This window comes from Lentzea sp. CC55, from assembly GCF_021056325.1.
Lineage (GTDB): Bacteria > Actinomycetota > Actinomycetes > Mycobacteriales > Pseudonocardiaceae > Lentzea > Lentzea jiangxiensis.
The window spans coordinates 383,860-401,106 of the sequence record NZ_JAJCXE010000022.1 but is presented as its reverse complement, the minus strand read 5'-3'; the positions used below and the strand labels follow the sequence as shown (position 1 = coordinate 401,106).

19 protein-coding genes are annotated in these 17,247 nt (G+C 70.3%); 10 read left to right on the top strand and 9 right to left on the bottom strand.

Annotated features, from left to right (window positions below; all coding sequences use genetic code 11):
- The first annotated feature begins 13 nt into the window (after positions 1–13).
- Together L6E10_RS17750 and L6E10_RS17745 are read left to right on the top strand one after the other, a co-directional pair.
- Positions 14–1,609 (top strand): AMP-binding protein, encoded by a 1,596-nt coding sequence (locus L6E10_RS17750; RefSeq protein ID WP_236220610.1) that lies wholly within the window; start codon positions 14–16, stop codon positions 1,607–1,609.
- Positions 1,610–1,716: 107 nt separating this feature from the next.
- Entirely contained in the window at positions 1,717–2,112 is a 396-nt protein-coding gene (locus tag L6E10_RS17745) for a VOC family protein (protein WP_236220609.1), read from the top strand.
- A 9-nt stretch (positions 2,113–2,121) separates the two neighbouring features.
- Here L6E10_RS17745 and L6E10_RS17740 read toward each other — a convergent pair whose 3' ends face one another.
- Positions 2,122–2,496 (bottom strand): YccF domain-containing protein, encoded by a 375-nt coding sequence (locus L6E10_RS17740; RefSeq protein ID WP_236220608.1) that lies wholly within the window; start codon positions 2,494–2,496, stop codon positions 2,122–2,124.
- A 21-nt stretch (positions 2,497–2,517) separates the two neighbouring features.
- On the opposite strand from L6E10_RS17740, the gene L6E10_RS17735 reads away from it, so the two are divergent.
- Positions 2,518–3,471, top strand: a complete 954-nt coding sequence (locus tag L6E10_RS17735) for a Gfo/Idh/MocA family protein (RefSeq protein ID WP_236220607.1) — start codon at positions 2,518–2,520, stop codon at positions 3,469–3,471.
- A gap of 61 nt (positions 3,472–3,532) precedes the next feature.
- Here L6E10_RS17735 and L6E10_RS17730 read toward each other — a convergent pair whose 3' ends face one another.
- On the bottom strand, positions 3,533–4,075 hold the full coding sequence (locus L6E10_RS17730; RefSeq protein ID WP_236220606.1) for a TetR/AcrR family transcriptional regulator: 543 nt from the start codon (positions 4,073–4,075) through the stop codon (positions 3,533–3,535).
- Positions 4,076–4,127: 52 nt separating this feature from the next.
- On the opposite strand from L6E10_RS17730, the gene L6E10_RS17725 reads away from it, so the two are divergent.
- Positions 4,128–4,745 (top strand): HAD family hydrolase, encoded by a 618-nt coding sequence (locus L6E10_RS17725; RefSeq protein WP_236220605.1) that lies wholly within the window; start codon positions 4,128–4,130, stop codon positions 4,743–4,745.
- Here the strand turns inward: L6E10_RS17725 and L6E10_RS17720 are convergent.
- Complete coding sequence (locus L6E10_RS17720; RefSeq protein ID WP_236220604.1) at positions 4,717–4,920, bottom strand: hypothetical protein; 204 nt, start codon at positions 4,918–4,920, stop codon at positions 4,717–4,719. The genes L6E10_RS17725 and L6E10_RS17720 overlap by 29 nt on opposite strands.
- A gap of 126 nt (positions 4,921–5,046) precedes the next feature.
- Between L6E10_RS17720 and L6E10_RS17715 the strand changes: the two genes are divergently transcribed.
- On the top strand, positions 5,047–5,436 hold the full coding sequence (locus L6E10_RS17715; protein ID WP_236221109.1) for a cold-shock protein: 390 nt from the start codon (positions 5,047–5,049) through the stop codon (positions 5,434–5,436).
- Positions 5,437–5,449: 13 nt separating this feature from the next.
- A complete protein-coding gene (locus L6E10_RS17710; RefSeq protein ID WP_236220603.1) occupies positions 5,450–6,034 on the top strand; it encodes an HD family hydrolase in 585 nt (194 codons plus the stop codon).
- Here the strand turns inward: L6E10_RS17710 and L6E10_RS17705 are convergent.
- The 3 genes from L6E10_RS17705 to L6E10_RS17695 are packed head-to-tail and all read right to left on the bottom strand — an operon-like array spanning position 6,031 to position 8,767.
- On the bottom strand, positions 6,031–6,486 hold the full coding sequence (locus tag L6E10_RS17705; protein WP_236220602.1) for a DUF2771 family protein: 456 nt from the start codon (positions 6,484–6,486) through the stop codon (positions 6,031–6,033). The genes L6E10_RS17710 and L6E10_RS17705 overlap by 4 nt on opposite strands.
- 9 nt (positions 6,487–6,495) lie before the next feature.
- The gene (locus tag L6E10_RS17700; protein ID WP_236220601.1) at positions 6,496–8,010 is read right to left on the bottom strand and encodes an MFS transporter; all 1,515 of its coding nucleotides are present in this window, start codon (positions 8,008–8,010) and stop codon (positions 6,496–6,498) included.
- Positions 8,011–8,014: 4 nt separating this feature from the next.
- Complete coding sequence (locus L6E10_RS17695) at positions 8,015–8,767, bottom strand: glutaminyl-peptide cyclotransferase (protein WP_236220600.1); 753 nt, start codon at positions 8,765–8,767, stop codon at positions 8,015–8,017.
- Between the two features lie 58 nt (positions 8,768–8,825).
- On the opposite strand from L6E10_RS17695, the gene L6E10_RS17690 reads away from it, so the two are divergent.
- Both L6E10_RS17690 and L6E10_RS17685 read left to right on the top strand, forming a co-directional pair.
- Positions 8,826–9,563, top strand: a complete 738-nt coding sequence (locus tag L6E10_RS17690; RefSeq protein WP_236220599.1) for a DUF3027 domain-containing protein — start codon at positions 8,826–8,828, stop codon at positions 9,561–9,563.
- Positions 9,560–12,334 carry a sacsin N-terminal ATP-binding-like domain-containing protein gene (locus L6E10_RS17685; RefSeq protein ID WP_236220598.1) on the top strand — a complete coding sequence of 925 codons (2,775 nt, stop codon included), beginning with the start codon at positions 9,560–9,562 and terminating at the stop codon, positions 12,332–12,334. Before L6E10_RS17690 ends, L6E10_RS17685 begins: the two co-directional genes overlap by 4 nt.
- Before the next feature lie 529 nt (positions 12,335–12,863).
- Here the strand turns inward: L6E10_RS17685 and L6E10_RS17680 are convergent.
- From L6E10_RS17680 to L6E10_RS17670, 3 genes are read right to left on the bottom strand one after another with little or no spacing between them, the layout of a single operon-like run.
- Complete coding sequence (locus tag L6E10_RS17680; protein WP_236220597.1) at positions 12,864–14,129, bottom strand: MFS transporter; 1,266 nt, start codon at positions 14,127–14,129, stop codon at positions 12,864–12,866.
- A 58-nt stretch (positions 14,130–14,187) separates the two neighbouring features.
- The gene (locus L6E10_RS17675; RefSeq protein ID WP_236220596.1) at positions 14,188–14,613 is read right to left on the bottom strand and encodes a MarR family transcriptional regulator; all 426 of its coding nucleotides are present in this window, start codon (positions 14,611–14,613) and stop codon (positions 14,188–14,190) included.
- Between the two features lie 40 nt (positions 14,614–14,653).
- On the bottom strand, positions 14,654–16,087 hold the full coding sequence (locus L6E10_RS17670) for an NCS2 family permease (protein WP_236220595.1): 1,434 nt from the start codon (positions 16,085–16,087) through the stop codon (positions 14,654–14,656).
- A gap of 16 nt (positions 16,088–16,103) precedes the next feature.
- Between L6E10_RS17670 and L6E10_RS17665 the strand changes: the two genes are divergently transcribed.
- Positions 16,104–16,370: a DUF2530 domain-containing protein gene (locus tag L6E10_RS17665; RefSeq protein ID WP_236220594.1), complete on the top strand. Its 267-nt coding sequence runs from the start codon at positions 16,104–16,106 to the stop codon at positions 16,368–16,370.
- A gap of 6 nt (positions 16,371–16,376) precedes the next feature.
- Complete coding sequence (locus L6E10_RS17660; protein ID WP_236220593.1) at positions 16,377–17,141, top strand: ABC transporter permease; 765 nt, start codon at positions 16,377–16,379, stop codon at positions 17,139–17,141.
- Positions 17,142–17,247: the final 106 nt, after the last annotated feature.

Sequence of the window (17,247 nt, the reverse complement as noted above, 5' to 3'; positions counted from 1 at the left end):
TACGGTCTGGGGGATGACCCTCAGCTACTCCTCGGGCACGTCCACCGCCCCGCTGCTGGGCGACACGATCCACGCGAACCTCGCGGCCACGGTCGCGCGGTTCGGGGATCGCGAGGCACTTGTCGACAAGGCAACAGATCGACGGTGGACGTACGCGGAGCTCTCGGCCGAGGTCGACCGGGCCGCCGCCGGGCTGCACTCGCTCGGCGTGCGCAAGGGCGACCGGGTCGGGATCTGGGCGCCGAACTGCGCCGAGTGGGTCTTCGTGCAGTACGCGACGGCCCGGATCGGCGCGATCCTGGTCAACGTCAACCCGGCGTACCGCGTGCACGAGCTGGAGTACGTGCTGAACCAGGCCGGCATCCACACGCTGGTGTCGGCGCGGTCGTTCAAGACCTCGGACTACGCGGCCATGATCGACGAGGTCCGGCCGCGCTGCGACGCGTTGGAGAACGTCGTCTTCACCGACGATCCGCGGTGGACCGGCGACGAGCTCCCGGACGTCGAGCTGGACCGCGACGACCCGATCAACATCCAGTACACGTCCGGCACCACGGGCTTCCCCAAGGGCGCGACGCTGTCGCACCACAACATCCTCAACAACGGTTACTTCGTCGGCGAACTGATCGACTACACCGAGCACGACCGGATCTGCGTGGTGCCGCCGTTCTACCACTGCTTCGGCATGGTCATGGGCAACCTCGCGGCCACCAGCCACGGCGCGTGCGTCGTGATCCCGGCCCCGGCGTTCGACCCGGCGAAAACCCTTGCGGCGGTTCAGGAAGAGAAGTGCACGTCGCTCTACGGCGTGCCGACGATGTTCATCGCCATGCTCGACCTGGCCGACGGCTACGACCTGTCGTCGCTGCGCACCGGCATCATGGCGGGCTCGCCGTGCCCGGTCGAGGTGATGAAGCAGGTCGTCGACCGGATGGGCATGCGCGAGGTCTCGATCTGCTACGGCATGACCGAAACCTCGCCGGTGTCGACGCAAACGCGCGTCGACGACTCCCTCGACCGTCGTGTCGGGACGGTCGGCCGCGTCGGCCCGCACCTCGAGGTCAAGATCGTCGATCCCGGGACCGGCCTCACGGTTCCGCGCGGCGAGCCGGGGGAGCTGTGCACGCGCGGCTACTCGGTCATGCTCGGCTACTGGAACGAACCGGAGAAGACGGCCGAGGCGGTGGACGCCGCGGGCTGGATGCACACCGGCGACCTCGCGGTGATGGACGACGACGAGTACGTGAACATCACCGGCCGCATCAAGGACATGGTCATCCGCGGCGGCGAGAACATCTACCCGCGTGAGATCGAGGAGTTCCTCCACACGCACCCCGACGTGCTCGACGCCCAGGTGGTCGGGGTGCCCGACGCGAAGTACGGCGAGGAGCTCATGGCGTGGGTGCGCCTGCGCGAGGGCGCCGGGGAGCTGACCGCCGAGGCCGTGCGGGAGTTCTGCGCCGGCAAGCTCGCGCACTACAAGATCCCGCGGTACGTGCACGTGGTCGAGGACTTCCCGATGACGGTGACCGGCAAGATCCGCAAGGTGGAGATGCGGGCCAGGTCGGTTGAGCTGCTCGGGCTGGACGACAGCGCGGAGCACGCCTGACCGGACGGACCGTGGTCGCCGCACTACGGGGTGATGAGGCGTAAAGGCCCTGGTGGACGGGGCTGTGCGGAGCGCAGCATCAGTGGTCCCCGTCGAAGGAGGCGAGCATGCTCACCGCCACCAGGACCACGACGATGCTGCCCGTCGAAGACCCCGAGCGCGCAGGCCGCTTCTACGCGGACATGCTCGGTCTCGAGCCCATCACCACGACCCCGGACGGCACGCGGGTCTTCGCCCTCGGCCGGGGTGACGCGCTGGGCCTGATGCCCGCGGAGAAGGGTGCGCAGACCGGGCACACGGTGCTCAGCTTCGAGGTGCCCGACCTCGAGGGCGAGATCCGCGAGCTGGAGGGCCGGGGCGTGCGCTTCGAGGACTACGACCTGCCCGGCTTCAAGACGGTCGACCACATCGCGGTGATGGGTGACGAGCGCGCGGCGTGGTTCACCGACACCGAGGGCAACATCCTCTGCCTGCACGAGCTGCTGGGCGACGAGGCCCGGTAGCCGTTCCCCTCACGGGAGCTCGACGATCTCCTTGCCCAGCGGCACCAGCGAGACCTTCACCAGCTTGAAGTTCGCGATGCCGAGCGGGATGCCGATGATCGTCACGCACAGCGCGATGCCGGTGACGACGTGGCCGATCGCAAGCCAGATGCCGGCGACGACGATCCAGATGACGTTGCCGAGCAACGACCCGGTGCCCGCCCCCGGCTTGTCCACGACCTCGCGGCCGAACGGCCAGAGCGCGTAGTTCGCGATCCGGAACGACGCGATGCCCCACGGGATCGTGATGATCAGGATGCAGCAGACCAGACCGGCGACCGCGTACCCGACCGCCATCCAGAAACCGGCGAGCACCAGCCAGATCACGTTCAGGATGAGGCGCATGCGTCCATCTAAGCTCACATCATGAAGTGGGGTGTGATCGCAACCGGCGGTATCGCGCAGACCGTGACCGCAGACATGCTGAAAGTCGAGGGCGTCACGGTTCTCGCGGTGTCCTCCCGCGATGTCGCGAAGGCACGGGCGTTCGCCGACAGGTTCGGCGTCGAGCGCGCGTACGGGGACTACCGGGAGCTGCTCGCCGACCCGGACGTCGAGGTCGTCTACGTCGCCACCCCGCACGGCCAGCACCGCGAGGTCACCCTCGCCGCGCTCGACGCGGGCAAGCACGTGTTGTGCGAAAAACCCATCGGCCTCTCCGTCGCGCAGGCCGAGGAGATGGTCGAACGGGCGCGCGCCCGCGGCCTCTTCCTCATGGAGGCCATGTGGACGCGGTTCAACCCGTTGATCCGCAGGGTCCACGACGCCGTCCGCGGCGGTGAGATCGGAGAGGTCCGGTCGCTGCGCGCGTCCTTCGGCTTCGCGCACCCCTTCGACGCGAACGACCGGCTCTGGGCGAAGGAGGCGGGTGGTGGCGCGATGCTCGACCTCGGCGTCTACCCCGTCGCCCTCGCGCACCTGCTGCTCGGCGTTCCCGAGCGGGTGCACGCCTGGGGCGGCGTGGCACCGTCCGATGTGGACTCCGACGTCGGCCTGCTGCTGGGCTACCCCGGTGGCGCGCACGCGTTGCTGAGCTGCTCGCTCGTGGTGAACCTCCGCTGCGAGGCCGAGATCGTCGGCACCGGCGGCAGCATCCAGATCGCCGACCCGATGTTCAACGCCACCAGGGCGACGATCAACGGCGTCGAGCACACGATCGAGGACGAGGGTTACACGCACCAGATCCGCGCGGTCGAGGAGCACGTCGCCGCCGGCCTGACGGAGAGCCCGGCGATCACGTGGGAGAACACGCTGCAGGTCATGCGCACGATGGAGGAGGCGCTGCGCCAGCTCGGCGTCGCCTACGACACCGTCGGGTAGACCGGCGGCCACCGCCGGACACCTCACCCTGTTGCCATGTATTGCAACAAGGGGTGCGGCGTCATGCGTCCATCGTCACTCTCGCCACCCGCACCACGGCGTCCATCGCGCTGTCCAGGTCCCCGCTCGGCATCAGCAGGTGGCTCAGGGCGAGCCGCACGGTCGTCTCGGCCGTGAGCCGCACGCGCCTGCCGGGGAAGTGCCCGCTGAGGTGCTGCTCGACGACCTCGGTGGCGTGGAAGAGGACCGGGTGGCCGCGGATCGTGATGAACGGCAGGAGGTCCTCGGCGTTCTGGCCGGTCAGGACCGCCGAGACGAGCCGGTCCTTCTCCGTCTGCTCGAAGGTGAAGCGGAACGCCGACCGCATCGCCTCCCACGGGTCGGGGTTCTCGCCGAGCCGGGCGGCGATCCCGGTCAGGTACTCCTCCGTCTTGCGGGCCGCGACGGCCTGCACGAGCCCTTCCTTGTTGCCGAACTCGTTGTAGACGGTCTGCCTGCTCACCCCCGCGCGGCTAGCCACCTCGATCATGCGCAGCCCGTGGAACCCTCGTGCCGCCAGGAGGTCCGCGGCGGCGTCCAGCAGGAGCCCGGTGATGTCGCTCACGCGTTCACCTTTACACAAATACAACTTTTGTAAAGACGTAGAGTCGGGTTCTGTGCCGTTCACCGTGGGTTTCGACCTGGACATGACCCTCATCGACCCGCGGCCGGGTATGGCCGCCGTGCTGAACGAGGTGGGCGCCCGCACCGGCCACGACCTCGACGGCGAGCACTTCGCGGCGAACCTCGGCCCGCCCCTCGACATGATCTACCGCGACATGGGCGTGCCCGAGGAGGAGATCCCGGACATGATCGCGCTCTTCCGCGCGCTGTACCCGGAGGTCGTGATCCCCGGGACGGTCGCGCTGCCCGGAGCGTCCGCCGCGCTGCAGAGCGTCCGCGAGCTCGGCGGCCGGACGATGATCGTGACGGGCAAGTACCGCAAGAACGCCGCGCTGCACCTGGAAGCGCTCGGCTGGGAGGTCGACCACCTCTACGGCGAGCTGTGGGCGACGGGCAAGGCCGAGTCGCTGAAGCTGCACGGCGCCGCGATCTACGTGGGCGACCACGTCGGGGACATGCGGGGAGCCGAGGCGGCCGGGGCGCTGGGCGTCGGCGTCGTCACCGGGCCGTGCTCACGGGCGGAGCTGACCGGGGCGGGCGCCGCCGTCGTGCTGGAGGACCTGCGCGAGTTCCCGGACTGGCTCAGGACCTCTTCCGGCGTGACTTCCTGACCACCGCGATGATCCCGAGGCCCAGGCCGATCGCCGGCAGGTAGGTCGCGGCGACGTTCAGCCACACGGGCAGGTCGCTGTGGCCCGCGATGAACAGCACGAAGACCGCGACGACGGCCAGTACGCCGACGGCGAACAGGCCGATGGCCAGCGGCATCAGCTTCGGAGCGGTCATGCCGGCAGCGTAGTCGTGCTAACGGAGGTGCTTTCGGCCTGGTCTTCTGGCTACTCTGGTGGGACGCGTCCTGGGTACGCCCCGGGGCGCGTTCGTTGTGCGACAAGCTTGGGAATGGTGAGCGCGGTGCCGACCGGCAAGGTCAAGTGGTACGACACGGAGAAGGGCTTCGGGTTCGTCACCCAGGACGGTGGCGAGGACGTCTACGTCCGCAAGGCCGCCCTGCCTCCGGGTGTCACCGGTCTGAAAGCCGGCCAGCGCATCGAGTTCGGCATGGCGGAGGGCCGCCGCGGGCCGCAGGCGCTGTCCGTGCGCCTGATCGACCCCGCGCCGTCCGTCGCCGAGGCGCGCCGCCGTCCCGCGGAGGAGCTGCACGGCCTGATCGACGACATGATCAAGCTGCTGGAGAACAAGGTCCAGCCCGACCTGCGCCGCGGCCGCTACCCGTCCGACAAGAAGAACATGAAGCTCATCGCCGAGGTCGTCCGGGCGGTGGCGCGGGACCTCGATCCGTAAAAGGATCGGCGTCATGTCTGACGCTGACAGGATCGTCGAGTTCGTCTACGAGGTCGGCCAGCTCAAACGCCTGCCCAGAGCGGGGTGGCTCTTCGCCGGGGTGCAGCACCCCGAGACGGTGGCCGCCCACTCGTTCCGGGTGGGCGTTCTGGCGTTCGCGATCGCCGTGCAGGAGGGCGCGAACCCCGACCGGGCGGCGACGCTGGGTCTCTTCCACGACGTGCCCGAGACGCGCCTCGGCGACATCCCGTACGTCGGCAAGCTCTACCTCGACGTGAAGGTCCCGCCGGAGGCCGTGGCGCGCGACCAGGTCCAGCACCTGCCCGCACCGCTCGCCGCGCACGTCGAGGCCCTCGTCGCCGAGCACGAGGCCGCGAAGGACCTCGACCACACGCCCGAGGCGCGCTGTTCGCGTGACGCGGACAAGCTGGAGCTGCTGGTGCAGGCCAGGGAGTACCAGGCGGCGGGGATCTCCAAGATGGAGCGCTTCATCCAGACCATGCAGGCGTCGGTGGTCACCGACACCGGCAGGGCGCTGATGGACTCCGCGCTCCGGATCGCGCCGACCGAGTGGTGGGAGGCCTTCGGTCGGCGTTAGCGCGTGATGTCGACGACCCACGAGCCGCGCATGAGCGGCTGGCCGGTCTCCAGCACCGCGCCGGCCGCCTCGTGCACCTCGATGCGCAGCAGCTGGTCCGAGTCGTCCGGCACGGCCAGCGTGTAGGTGTAGTTCTCACCCTTGCCGAGCAACGGCGAGGTGCAGCCCTCCTGGACCTTCGCGGCGTTCTCGTACACGCACACGACCTCCCAGAGGCCCTTCGCGAGCTGACCGTCCACGGAGATCTGCACGACCTTGCCCGCCGGCACCTTCAGGCTGCCGGGCGCGTTCTTCTCGGCGCAGTTCGAACCCTCGACGTCGCAGTAGATCGTCGGCTCGATGCGAATGGTCTCGCCGTTCGCGTAGAACGTGACCTCCGGGTCGTGCCGCTGCAACGAGCACCCGGACAGCACGAGAACACTGGCAGCCAGTACAGAAGCAAGTCGACGCACGTCAGCAGCCTACGGTGTGGCCGGGGAGGGCCTGCGGACGAGCCTGCCCAGCAGCAGGTGCAACGACGTGCCGTTGCGGTACATCCACGTCTGCGCCAAGCCCAGCGCGAGCAGCACGGACAGCACCGTGAAGCCGATCCAGAACGTGGCGTGCAGCAGCACGCCCAGCGCACCGCCGAAGACCCACGCGAGCTGCAGGATCGTCTCGGAACGCCCGAACGCCGACGCGCGCGACTCCTCCGGCAGGTCGTCCTGGATCACCGCGTCCAGGCTGATCTTGGCCAGCGACGACGCCGTGGCGCCCAGCAGGCCGACGATCGCGGCGGTGACCAGGCCGGGAAGGGCAGCGGCGACGATGGTCGCGGCGAGGGCCGTGGCGACGCAGGCGATGACCACCTCGGAGGGCTTGCCGAAGTGCTGACGCGCGCCGATCGCGTTGCCGAGGAAGCTGCCGACACCCGCCGCGCCGGCGATCACGCCGAGCAGCAGCAGCTGCCGGACCGCGTCGCCCTCGGTCTGCGCGCGCACCACGAAGGCCGCGAACAGCGTCAGGAACCCGGTCAGCATGCGGATGGAACCGTTGCCCCACAACGAGACGGCGACGTGCCGGGAGATGCGCTGCTTCGCGGGCCTGGACGTCAGCGTCGCCGGGACCTCGCCCTCGGTCACCTCGACCCAGGACGGGATCTTCATGCACAGCCACGCGTTCACGGCGCAGAGCACGGCCGTGAACCACAGCGCGCCGGGGGAGCCGAACAGGTTCGCGAAGCCCGCCGCCAGCGCGCCGAACACCGCGCCCGAGGCGAGCCCGAACACCGTCATGCGGGCGTTGGTCTTGGACAGCGTGATCTCCGGCGGCAGCACGCGCGGCGTGATCGCGGACTTGAGCACCGTGAACGACTTGGACAGCACCATGCTGCCGAGCGCCGCCGGGTACAGCAGCCAGTTGTCGAAGTTCAGCGCCATCACGACCGACAGCCCGATCCGCAGCACGCACGACGAGGCCAGAGCGAGCCGGCGGCCGCGCTGGATCCGGTCGAGCAGCGGGCCGATCACCGGCGCGATCAGTGCGAACGGCGCGACGGTGATGAGCAGGTAGAGCGCGACCTTGGTCTTGGACTCGGCGCTCGCGGCGGAGAAGAACAGCGTGTTCGCCAGTGCCACGGCCATCGAGGCGTCGGCGGCGTAGTTCATCATCACCGCGTAGGTGACCGACGTCATGCCGGACTTGCCGGCGCCGTCGGCGCGGGCCGCGCGCCGGAACGCCGCGATGGCCTGCTGCGAGAGCTGCTTGCTGCGGAACCACGCGACGCGCGTGACCGTGAGCTTGCGCGGCGGTTTGGGCGTCGGTGTCGTCTGCTGGTCCTGGTTGGGCAGCGGACGGGTGTTCTGCGGACCGCGCGGAGGCGGCTCGAACCCGTGCTCGGACGGCGCCCCGCGGCGCTCCCGCGGCCGGTACTCGTCGTCCTGCCACGGGTAGCGCTTCGGAGTCCCGTCGTCACTCCACCCGCGGTCGCCCGTCACACCGTCAATCCTGCCCCATCCCCGTGAACCTCACCCGGAAGATGGTGGGCCAGTTCTTGCCTGTGACCAGGAACTCGTCGGTCCCGGGGACGTGCGCGATGCCGTTGAGGACGTCCACGTCACCGGGCGGTTTGAGCGACGAGAGGTCGTAGGTGCCGGTCACCTGGCCGGTGGACGGGTCGATGCGGACGACCTCGTCGGTCTTCCAGACGTTCGCCCACACCTCGCCGCCGACGCACTCCAGCTCGTTGAGCTGGGACAGCGGCTTCCCGTCCCGCGTGACCTGCACGCTCCCGGTTTCCCGGAACGTCTTCGAGTCGCGGAAGGTCAGCTCGGCCGTGCCGTCGCTCATGACCAGCCGCCGCCCGTCGTCGCAGATGCCCCAGCCCTCGCCCTCGTAGCTCACGCGGCGCAGCTCGTCCAGCGTCCTGCGGTCCCGTTCGATCGCGACGCCGTTGCGCCACGTGATCTGCCAGATGGTGTCGCCGACGACGGTGATGCCCTCGCCGAAGAAGTCAGGCGGCAGGTCGACCTTCTTCTGGACGTTGCCGCTCGACGGGTCGAGCGCGCGCATCGTCGACTGGCCCTCGAGTCCGGTGCCCTCGTAGAGGACGCCGTCGACGAGTTCCAACCCCTGGGTGAACGCCGAGGTGTCGTGCGGAATCTTCTGCAGGACTTCTACCTGCGGTTTTGTTTCCTGAGGCGTCGAGCAGGCGGCCAGGACCGCGACGATGACCAGCCAGACGGGTGAGCGCACGCAACGGAGGGTGGCACGAGTTTTCGTCCCGGCGAAGTCCTGCGGCACAATTCAGCTCGTGAACGCCACGCAACTGCTCGCCGACGCCGTTGACATCGCCCGTGCCGCAGCGCAGGACGAAGCCGGGTTGGACCGCGTCGGTGCTCATGTGGGGGTGTCCGCCGAGGACGAGTACTCGGTGACGCACCTCTTCGAAGCCGAGCACGCGGGTTACCGCGGCTGGAACTGGGCCGTGACCGTCGCCTACGCGGGCGAGGGCACCCCGGTGTCGGTCAGCGAGGTCGTGCTGCTGCCCGGCGAGGACGCCCTGGTCGCCCCGGAGTGGGTGCCGTGGAGCGAACGGGTCCGCGCCGGCGACCTCGGTGTCGGCGACCTGGTGCCGCCCCGCGAGGACGACCCGCGCCTGGTCGAGGCGTACGTGCAGTCCGACGACCCCGCCGTCGAGGAGGTGGCGCTGGAGATCGGCCTCGGCCGCACCCGCGTCCTGTCCCGCGAGGGCCGCCTGGAAGCCGCCGAGCGCTGGGCGGCGTCGGACTTCGGCCCGCGTTCCGACATGGCCCGCAGCGCCCCCGCGCACTGCGGCACCTGCGGCTTCTACACCCGCGTGGCCGGTGCGTTCGGCGCGGCGTTCGGCGTGTGCGCGAACGAGATCGCGCCCGCGGACGGCCACGTCGTGCACGTCGAGTACGGCTGCGGCGCGCACTCGCAGGTCGAGGTCGACATCAGCCCGATGGTGCCGGTCGCCGACCTGGTCTACGACGACGCGCAGCTCGACGTTCTGGACGTCTCGGAGTGACCGACCCGTTCGGCACCGAGGCCCTGCGCACCTCGGTCCTCGCGGCGTGGCGCGGTTCGCCCACCCGGTTCCGCGAGGACGCGAACGCCGAGGAAGACCTCCGCCTGGGCGGCTACCGCGACCGGTTGCTGGTCGAGCTCGCGCAGAACGCCGCCGACGCGGCCGGTGCCGAGCCCGGTGTGCTGCGGATCACCCTCGTCGACGGGGAGCTGCGCGCGGCGAACACGGGCGCGCCCCTGACCGCCGCGGGCGTCGCCGCCCTGGCGTCGCTGCGGGCGTCCGCGAAGGAGTCCGGCGTCGGTCAGTTCGGTGTCGGCTTCGCGGCCGTGCTGGCCGTGTCCGACGCGCCGCGCGTGGTGTCGACGTCCGGTGGCGTCGAGTTCTCCGCCGACCGGACCCGTGCCGAGGTGCCGGAGCTGGCCTCCGAACGCGGCGGCGACGTGCCGGTGCTGCGCCTGGTGTGGCCCTGCGCCGAGGAGGTGCCCTCCGGTTTCACCACCGAGGTCCGCCTGCCGCTGAAGGTCGACCTGTCCCTGGACGACCTCGCCGCCGAGGTCCCCGACCTGCTGCTCGCGCTGCCGGGCCTGCGCCGGATCGAGATCGGCTCCCGGTCGTGGGAGCGCTTCGTCACCGCGGACGGCGTGGTCACCGTCGGCTCGGCGCGCTGGCTGGTCGAGCGCACCGTCGGCGAACTGCCCGGCGAGCTGGTCGCCGGCGTCGAACACCGTCCGCAGTGGACCGTCTCGTGGGCGTACCCGCTGGACGGACCGCTGGGCGAGGACGTGCTGCACGCGCCGACCCCGACCGACGAGCGCCTGTCGCTGCCGGCCCGCCTGATCGCCACGCTGCCGGTCGAGCCCTCGCGCCGCCGCATCCTGCCCGGCCCGGCCGCGTGGTCGGTGCTCGACGCCGCCGCGGCCGCCTACCCGGCCCTCGTCGCCCGCGTGCCCGCCGTCGAGCGGACCTCCCTGGTGCCGCTGCCCGGCTTCCCGCTGTCCGAAGTGGACGACCGCCTGCGCACCGCCGTGCTGCGCGCGCTGCGCGCCTCCGCCTGGCTGCCGCTCGCGTCCGGTGAGTGGATCGAGCCGGCCAGGGCCCGCGTCCTCGACGTCGGCTCCGAGGAGCTGGTCGACCTCGTCGAGGACGCGCTGCCGGGCTTGCTCGACGCCGAGCTGTCGGCTCCCGCGCACGCGAAGGCGCTGGCGGCCCTGGAAGTTCCGCGCGTGTCGACGGCCGAGGTCGTCGCGGCGCTCGCCGGCGTGTCCGGCGACCCCGGCTGGTGGCGTGACGTCTACGCCGCCTTCGAACCGCTGGCCGAGGTGGACCCGGAGGTCCGCGAGGCGCTGGCGTCGCTGCCCGTGCCGCTGGCCGACGGCCGCGTGGTCACCGGGCCGCGCACGACCCTGATCGCCGACGAGCCGCTGCCCGGCCTGCGCGTCGTGCACCCGGACGCGGTGCACCCGCTGCTGGTGCGTCTGGGCGCGGTCGAGGCCGGGGCCTCCGAACTGCTCGCCGATCCCTCGCTGCGCGAGAACGTGGCCCGGTCCGTGGAGGACGCCGAGGCCGGGCTGGACGGCGCCGACCTCGCCGAGACCGTGCTGCGGCTGGTCGACCTGGCCGGCGTGCGAGCCGGTGAGGAGCCGTGGCTCGGCGCCCTGGCGCTGCCGGACGCCTCCGGCGAGTGGCACCGGGCCGACGAGCTGCTGCTGCCGGACTCCGCCCTGGTCGGGGTCCTGGAGCCGGACGCGTTCCCGCTGCTGTCCAAGGAGGTCGCCGACGCCTACCCGCGGTCCGCGCTGGTCGCGATCGGCGTGGTGGACGGGTTCTCCCTGGTGGTCGACGACGAGCCGGCGGGGCCCGACCACGACCTCGCCGACGAGTCCGCCTGGTGGTCCTCCGCCGCCGACGAGCCCCGGCGGGTGGTGGCCGTCCGGGACCTGGACCTGGTCGCCGACTGGCCCGCCGCGCTGAGGTTGCTGGCCGCCGACCCGATCACCTGGCGCGCCGTCACCGAGCCGGACGGGTACACGGGCTGGTGGATCGCCCGCTACGCGTCCCTGGCCGGCCTGCCGCCGCGCTCGTTCCGGCTGCCCGGTGCCTCGTTGCTGGACGGGCTGTTCGACGTCGTGCCCGACGTCGAGCTGTCGGAGCACGTGCTGCGGGCCGCCGGCGTCCGGTCGTCGCTGGAGATCCTCGACGACGACGACGCCGAGTTCGTGCTCGACCGGCTCGGCGACGCGGACCGCACCATCGCCGACGCCGTCGTGCTGCGGGCCTACGCGGCACTGCCCGAGGGAGACTTCGCCCCGCCCGAGCGGGTCCGGGTGCTGAGCGGCGAGGTCGTGGCCGCGGACGACGTCGTGGTGCTCGACCACCCCTGGTTGCTGGGAGTCGTGCCCGCGTCCCGGGTGTTGCTGGCCGACGGGTCCGAGGAGCTGGCGGACCTGCTGGACCTGGCGCTCGCGTCGGAGGAGTTCGACGGGTCGCCGGACCACGTCGGGTCGGTGGTGGCCTGGGCTGATTTCGGAGCCGTCCGGATGGCCTGCGAGCTGCTCGAGGTCGCGCTGCCCGACGGTGTCGTGGTGGTGCACGACTCGCTGTTCGTGGACGGCCAGCGGGTCGAGTGGTGGATGGCGGACGGCGTTCCCCACGCCGCCGACACGCCTGAGGGGCTGGCCCGCGCCCTCGCCTGGGTATGCGGGCGGTGGGCGGATCGGCACACGTTCGCGGCTTTGATCGGTGATCCGACTGCTGCGACGTTGCTGGGGTGAGCTTCGGGGGCCGGTTGTCAGACCCCCTGAGTAGGTTGTGTTGCGAGGGGTCCTGAGGGTGGGGGGACGCCTGCGTCAGCTTGCGGTTTCGCTGGTGTGGCGTGGGTGTGGCGTGGGTGTGTGCGCTCTGTCCGTAGCGTTCCCCTGTTGCGTGCGGCTGGTTGCGGTTGCGTTGTTCTTCTGGGGGCTCTGCCCCCAGACCCCCGGCAATCTGATCGGGGGCCCGCGCTTCGAGCGGGTTGATGGCACGCCTGTTGTGTTGGGCGGCTGCCGGTTGCGTTGGTGGTTGCGTTGGCGGTGGGGTCCCGTCACCAGTCGCACCAGGAGCTGGCCACATGCCTGGAGGGGTGTCAACTCGACGAAGTGCGTGTCGAGTTGACACCCCTCCAGGCATGCAGCGAGGGCTGTGGCGCGACTCGTGACGGGACCCCACCGCCGGGAGCGTCTGCTCAGGACGGCTCGCCTTCGGCGTCGCGCTCGGTCGGGCGGCTCGCCTTCGGCGTCGCGCGTGAGGCGGCGTCGCGCGCGCCTAGCCGGGTAACTCCGCCCGTTCCTGCGGCGCCGATCCCGCCTCGGTCTGCTTCCTGCGGCGCAGGCGGGGTTTCCCGATGTCTCCGCGCCTCATCAGGATGATCCACGCGGTGATCGTCACGACCGTCGACACCGCTCCGCCGATGATGATCGGGGCTCGGCCGTTGATCTCGCCCAGCCAGCCCATCAGCGGGCCGCCCACCGGGTTGCCGCCCAGGAAGACCAGCATGTAGATGCCCATGACCCGGCCGCGCATCTCCGGTTCCACCGCCAGTTGGACGGTGGTGTTGGCGGTCGTGGTGAACGTCATCATCGCCACGCCCACCGGGATCATCATCAGGCCCGTGAGCAGCATTGTCGGCATCAGGCCGGAGATGATCTCCAGCAGGCCGAAGACGATGCCGGAGGCGATGAAGACGGTCATGCGCGGGGTCTTGCGGCGTGCTGCCAGCGCCGCGCCGGCGAGGGTGCCCACGGCGATCAACGTGGAGAGCAGGCCGTAGGCGTCTGCGTCGCCGCCGAAGACGTTGCGGGCCATGATCGCGAGGGTCATGTAGAAGTTCATGCCGAAGGTGGCGATGAAGAACAGCAGCAGCATGACGGTCAGGAGGTCCGGGCGGCCTCGCACGTAGCGCAGGCCGGAGAGCAGCTGGCCCTTTTCGCGCGGGACCGGGTCCGAGCGCAGCAGCTGGGACGTGCGCATCAGCCAGATGCCGCCCACCACGCCGATGAAGCTGATGGCGTTGGCCAGGAAGACCCAGCCGGTGCCGATGGCCACGATGGTCACGCCCGCGATGGCCGGGCCGATGATGCGGGCCAGGTTGAACATCATCGAGTTGATCGCGACGGCGTTGGTCAGGGAGTCGCGGCCGACCATCTCGACGACGAACGACTGGCGCACCGGGGTTTCCACCGCCGAGAAGGCGCCCAGCAGCAGGCAGAGCAGGTAGACGTGCCACAGCTCCACGACGCCGGTGACGTCCAGCAGGCCCAGGGCCAGGGCGCAGAGGCCCAGGGCCGATTCCAGCCAGAGCAGGAGTTTGCGCTTGTCCATGCGGTCGGCGAGGACGCCGCCCCACATCGAGAGCAGCAGGACCGGGAGGAACTGGAGCGAGGCGGCGATGCCCAGGGCCATGGGGGAGCCGTTGGAGAGCTCCAGGACCAGCCAGTCCTGGGCCACGCGCTGCATCCAGACACCGACGAGCGAGATGATCTGACCGGAGGCGTAGAGGCGGTAGTTGTAAATGCCCAACGATCCGAACATCCGGGTAGGGCGAGGTGGCGAACTATCCGCTCCACCACCCGCGTAACCCGACACGTCCTTACTGCCCCGCCATCCTGTCGATGATCTCGGCGGCCCGCGCGAGCAGCTCGCGTTCTTCCGGGTCCAGCTCGGCCAGCCTCTTGTCCAGCCACGCTTCGCGCGCTGTGATCTCGTCCTGCAGGTACGACAAGCCTTCACCGGTCAGCTCGACGATCGCTTGACGGCCGTCGGTGGGGTGCGGGCGCCTCGTCGCGAAGCCGAACTCCTCCAAGGCCGCTATCACGCGCGTCATGGACGGCGGTTGCACGCCTTCCTTCGCAGCCAGTTCGCCCGGGGTCAGGGGGCCGCACTTGTGCAGTGTGGACAGCGCTGACACCTGCGTGAGCGACACCGCCGAGTTGGTGCGCTGTGCTCGCAGGCGGCGGTTGAGGCGAACGACGGCAAGCCTCAGCCTGCTCGCCAGTCCGTGCTGATCGGTCGCCACGTAGTTAGCATACCTCACGAAATAGTTTCCTGCCGAAAGGTCAGGCCAGCAGGCCCTGGATCGGTGCCAGCGAGAAGTAGACGACGAAAGCGGCCGCCACGACCCACATGAGCGCGTGGACTTCGCGGGCCTTGCCGGTCAGGGCCTTGAGCAGCACGTAGCTGACGAAGCCCGCGCCGATGCCGTTCGCGATCGAGTAGGTGAACGGCATGACCACGATCGTCAGGAACGCGGGCAGGGCGATGGTGAAGTCGGTGAAGTCGATCTCGCGGATCTGCATCATCATCAGCGCGCCGACGATCACCAGCGCGGGGGCGGCGGCCTCGATCGGGACGACCTCGTAGAGCGGGGTGAAGAACATCGCCAGCAGGAACAGGACGCCCGTCACGACGTTGGCGAGACCCGTCCTCGCGCCCTCGGCGATGCCGGAGGCCGACTCGATGTAGACGGTGTTCGACGAGCTGGAGGCCGCGCCGCCCGCGACGGCGCCCAGGCCGTCGACGAACAGGGCCTTGCTCACGTTCGGGAGCTGGCCGTCCTCCTTGATCAGGTCCGCTTCCTTGCCGAGGCCGGTCATGGTGCCGACGGTGTCGAAGAAGTCGGTGAGCACGAGCGTGAAGACGATCAGCGCCGCGGCCAGGGCCGGGAGCCTCGTCCAGGCGCCGAACGACACATCGCCGAGCAGGGAGAGGTCGGGGACGCCGAAGACCTGGTCGGGGAGCGCGGGGTAGCCGAGGTTCCAGCCCTTGGCGTTGACGCCGGCGGACGGGCCCGCCTTCACGATCGCCTCCAGGACGATCGCGAAGATCGCCGTGGCGACGATGCCGATGAGGATCGCGCCCTTGACCCTGCGCGCGAACAGCACGCCGGTGACCACGAGTCCGACGACGAAGACGAGGGTCGGCCAGCTCGCGATCGAGCCGTTGATGCCGAGGCCGACCGGCACGGTGGTGTTGGCGGCGTCGGGCAGGCGGCGCACGAAACCGGCATCGACCAGGCCGATGAACGTGATGAAGAGGCCGATGCCGACGGCGATCGCCGCCTTCAGCTCGTTCGGGACGGCGTTGAACACCGCTGTCCGCACGCCCGTGACGACCAGCAGCAGCACGACGAGGCCGTTGACCAGGATGAGGCCCATCACCTCCGGCCAGGAGACCTTGGCCGCCACGGAGACCGCGACGAACGAGTTGATGCCGAGGCCGGTGGCCAGCGCGAACGGGTAGTTCGCGATCAGTCCGAAGAGGATGGTCATCACGCCGGCGACCAGCGCCGTCACGGCGGCGACCTGGCCGACCGGGAGGATGTTTCCGAGCACGTCCGGGTGCGCTCCGGGACCCGTCGGCGCGAAGCTGCCGATGATCAGCGGGTTCAGCACGACGATGTACGCCATGGTGAAGAAGGTCACGACACCGCCGCGCACTTCGCGCGCCACGGTCGACCCGCGCTCGGAAATCTTGAAGAACCCGTCCAGCATCTGGTCTCCTAACGATGTGTCCGAACGCGACTCCACCCTGCCGCACCCGCCGCCGTTGCCGCACAGGCTGGCAGACCCCGTGCCGGTGGTGCTGGGTGGAACCGCGCTGTGGTTCCTCGGGTTCCTGGTCGTCCTGGTCGTCGACCGCTCGAACGGCACGTTGCTCTGGACGACGCTGTCCGGCGGTCTGCTCGGGATCATCGGGTACGGAGTCTTCTACTGGCAACGTCGCGCCGCGAGGCGAGGGTCACGCACCGCCCAGCAGGGTCTCGACGGCGCGTAGCCGCACATGATCCTGGCAACCGACTGGGTCCGGCTCCTGATCGTCTGCGTCGTCTTCACGTCGGCCGCCTGCGCGATCGCCTGGTTCACCGGTCTCACCAAGCCCCAGCCGTTCCTCAAGGCCGCCGTCAGGGCCGTGCTGCAGCTGGCGGCCGTCTCCGCGGTGATCACCGTCGTCCTCACGCACCTGAGCCTGACCGGGGTGTTCCTCGTCGTCATGGCGGTGGTGGCGACGGCCACGTCGGCCCGCCGCACCAGGACCGGGCGCCGGGGTGTCTGGGTGGCGGCGGCGATCCTCGTCGGCACCGTTCCCGCGCTCGTGCTGCTCATCACGATCGGGCTGCTGCCGGTCAAGGGCATCGCGCTGATCCCGGTCGGCGGCATCCTGATCGGCGGCGCCATGACCGCCACGACGCTGTCGGCGCGCCGGGCCCTCGACGCCCTCCAGGAGCGGCACGGCGAGTACGAAGCGGCGCTCGCGCTGGGCTTCATGGAGTCCACGGCGGTGCGCCTGGTCATCCGGCAGCCCGCCGCCGAGGCGCTCGTGCCGCCGCTCGACCAGACCAGGACCGTCGGCCTGGTCACCCTTCCGGGTGCTTTTGTCGGCATGCTGCTCGGCGGGGCGCCAGTCTGGCAGGCCGGTGCCCTGCAGATCGTGGTGCTCCTCGCGTTGCTGGCCGTCGAAGCCGCCGCCGTCTCGACCGTCGTCGAGCTGATCGCGAGAGGGCTGATCAGGAGGCCTTCCCAAGAAGGCGAAGTTAGGCTAACCTAAGTCTCGTCGCTTCGTGGTGGGAGCGGCAGTCAGTTCGGGAACGGACGAGGCCCCCGCTCTGGGCAGAGCGGGGGCCTCGTCGTGTGCGGCGGGGAAGCTTGTCGGA

Coding starts and splice junctions, on each gene's coding strand:
- L6E10_RS17680 (WP_236220597.1), bottom strand. CDS start 14,129: ATGTTCGGATCGTTGGGCATTTACAACTACCGCCTCTACGCCTCCGGT.
- L6E10_RS17720 (WP_236220604.1), bottom strand. CDS start 4,920: ATGACCGCTCCGAAGCTGATGCCGCTGGCCATCGGCCTGTTCGCCGTC.
- L6E10_RS17750 (WP_236220610.1), top strand. CDS start 14: ATGACCCTCAGCTACTCCTCGGGCACGTCCACCGCCCCGCTGCTGGGC.
- L6E10_RS17740 (WP_236220608.1), bottom strand. CDS start 2,496: ATGCGCCTCATCCTGAACGTGATCTGGCTGGTGCTCGCCGGTTTCTGG.
- L6E10_RS17710 (WP_236220603.1), top strand. CDS start 5,450: ATGTCTGACGCTGACAGGATCGTCGAGTTCGTCTACGAGGTCGGCCAG.
- L6E10_RS17735 (WP_236220607.1), top strand. CDS start 2,518: ATGAAGTGGGGTGTGATCGCAACCGGCGGTATCGCGCAGACCGTGACC.
- L6E10_RS17670 (WP_236220595.1), bottom strand. CDS start 16,087: ATGCTGGACGGGTTCTTCAAGATTTCCGAGCGCGGGTCGACCGTGGCG.
- L6E10_RS17745 (WP_236220609.1), top strand. CDS start 1,717: ATGCTCACCGCCACCAGGACCACGACGATGCTGCCCGTCGAAGACCCC.
- L6E10_RS17660 (WP_236220593.1), top strand. CDS start 16,377: ATGATCCTGGCAACCGACTGGGTCCGGCTCCTGATCGTCTGCGTCGTC.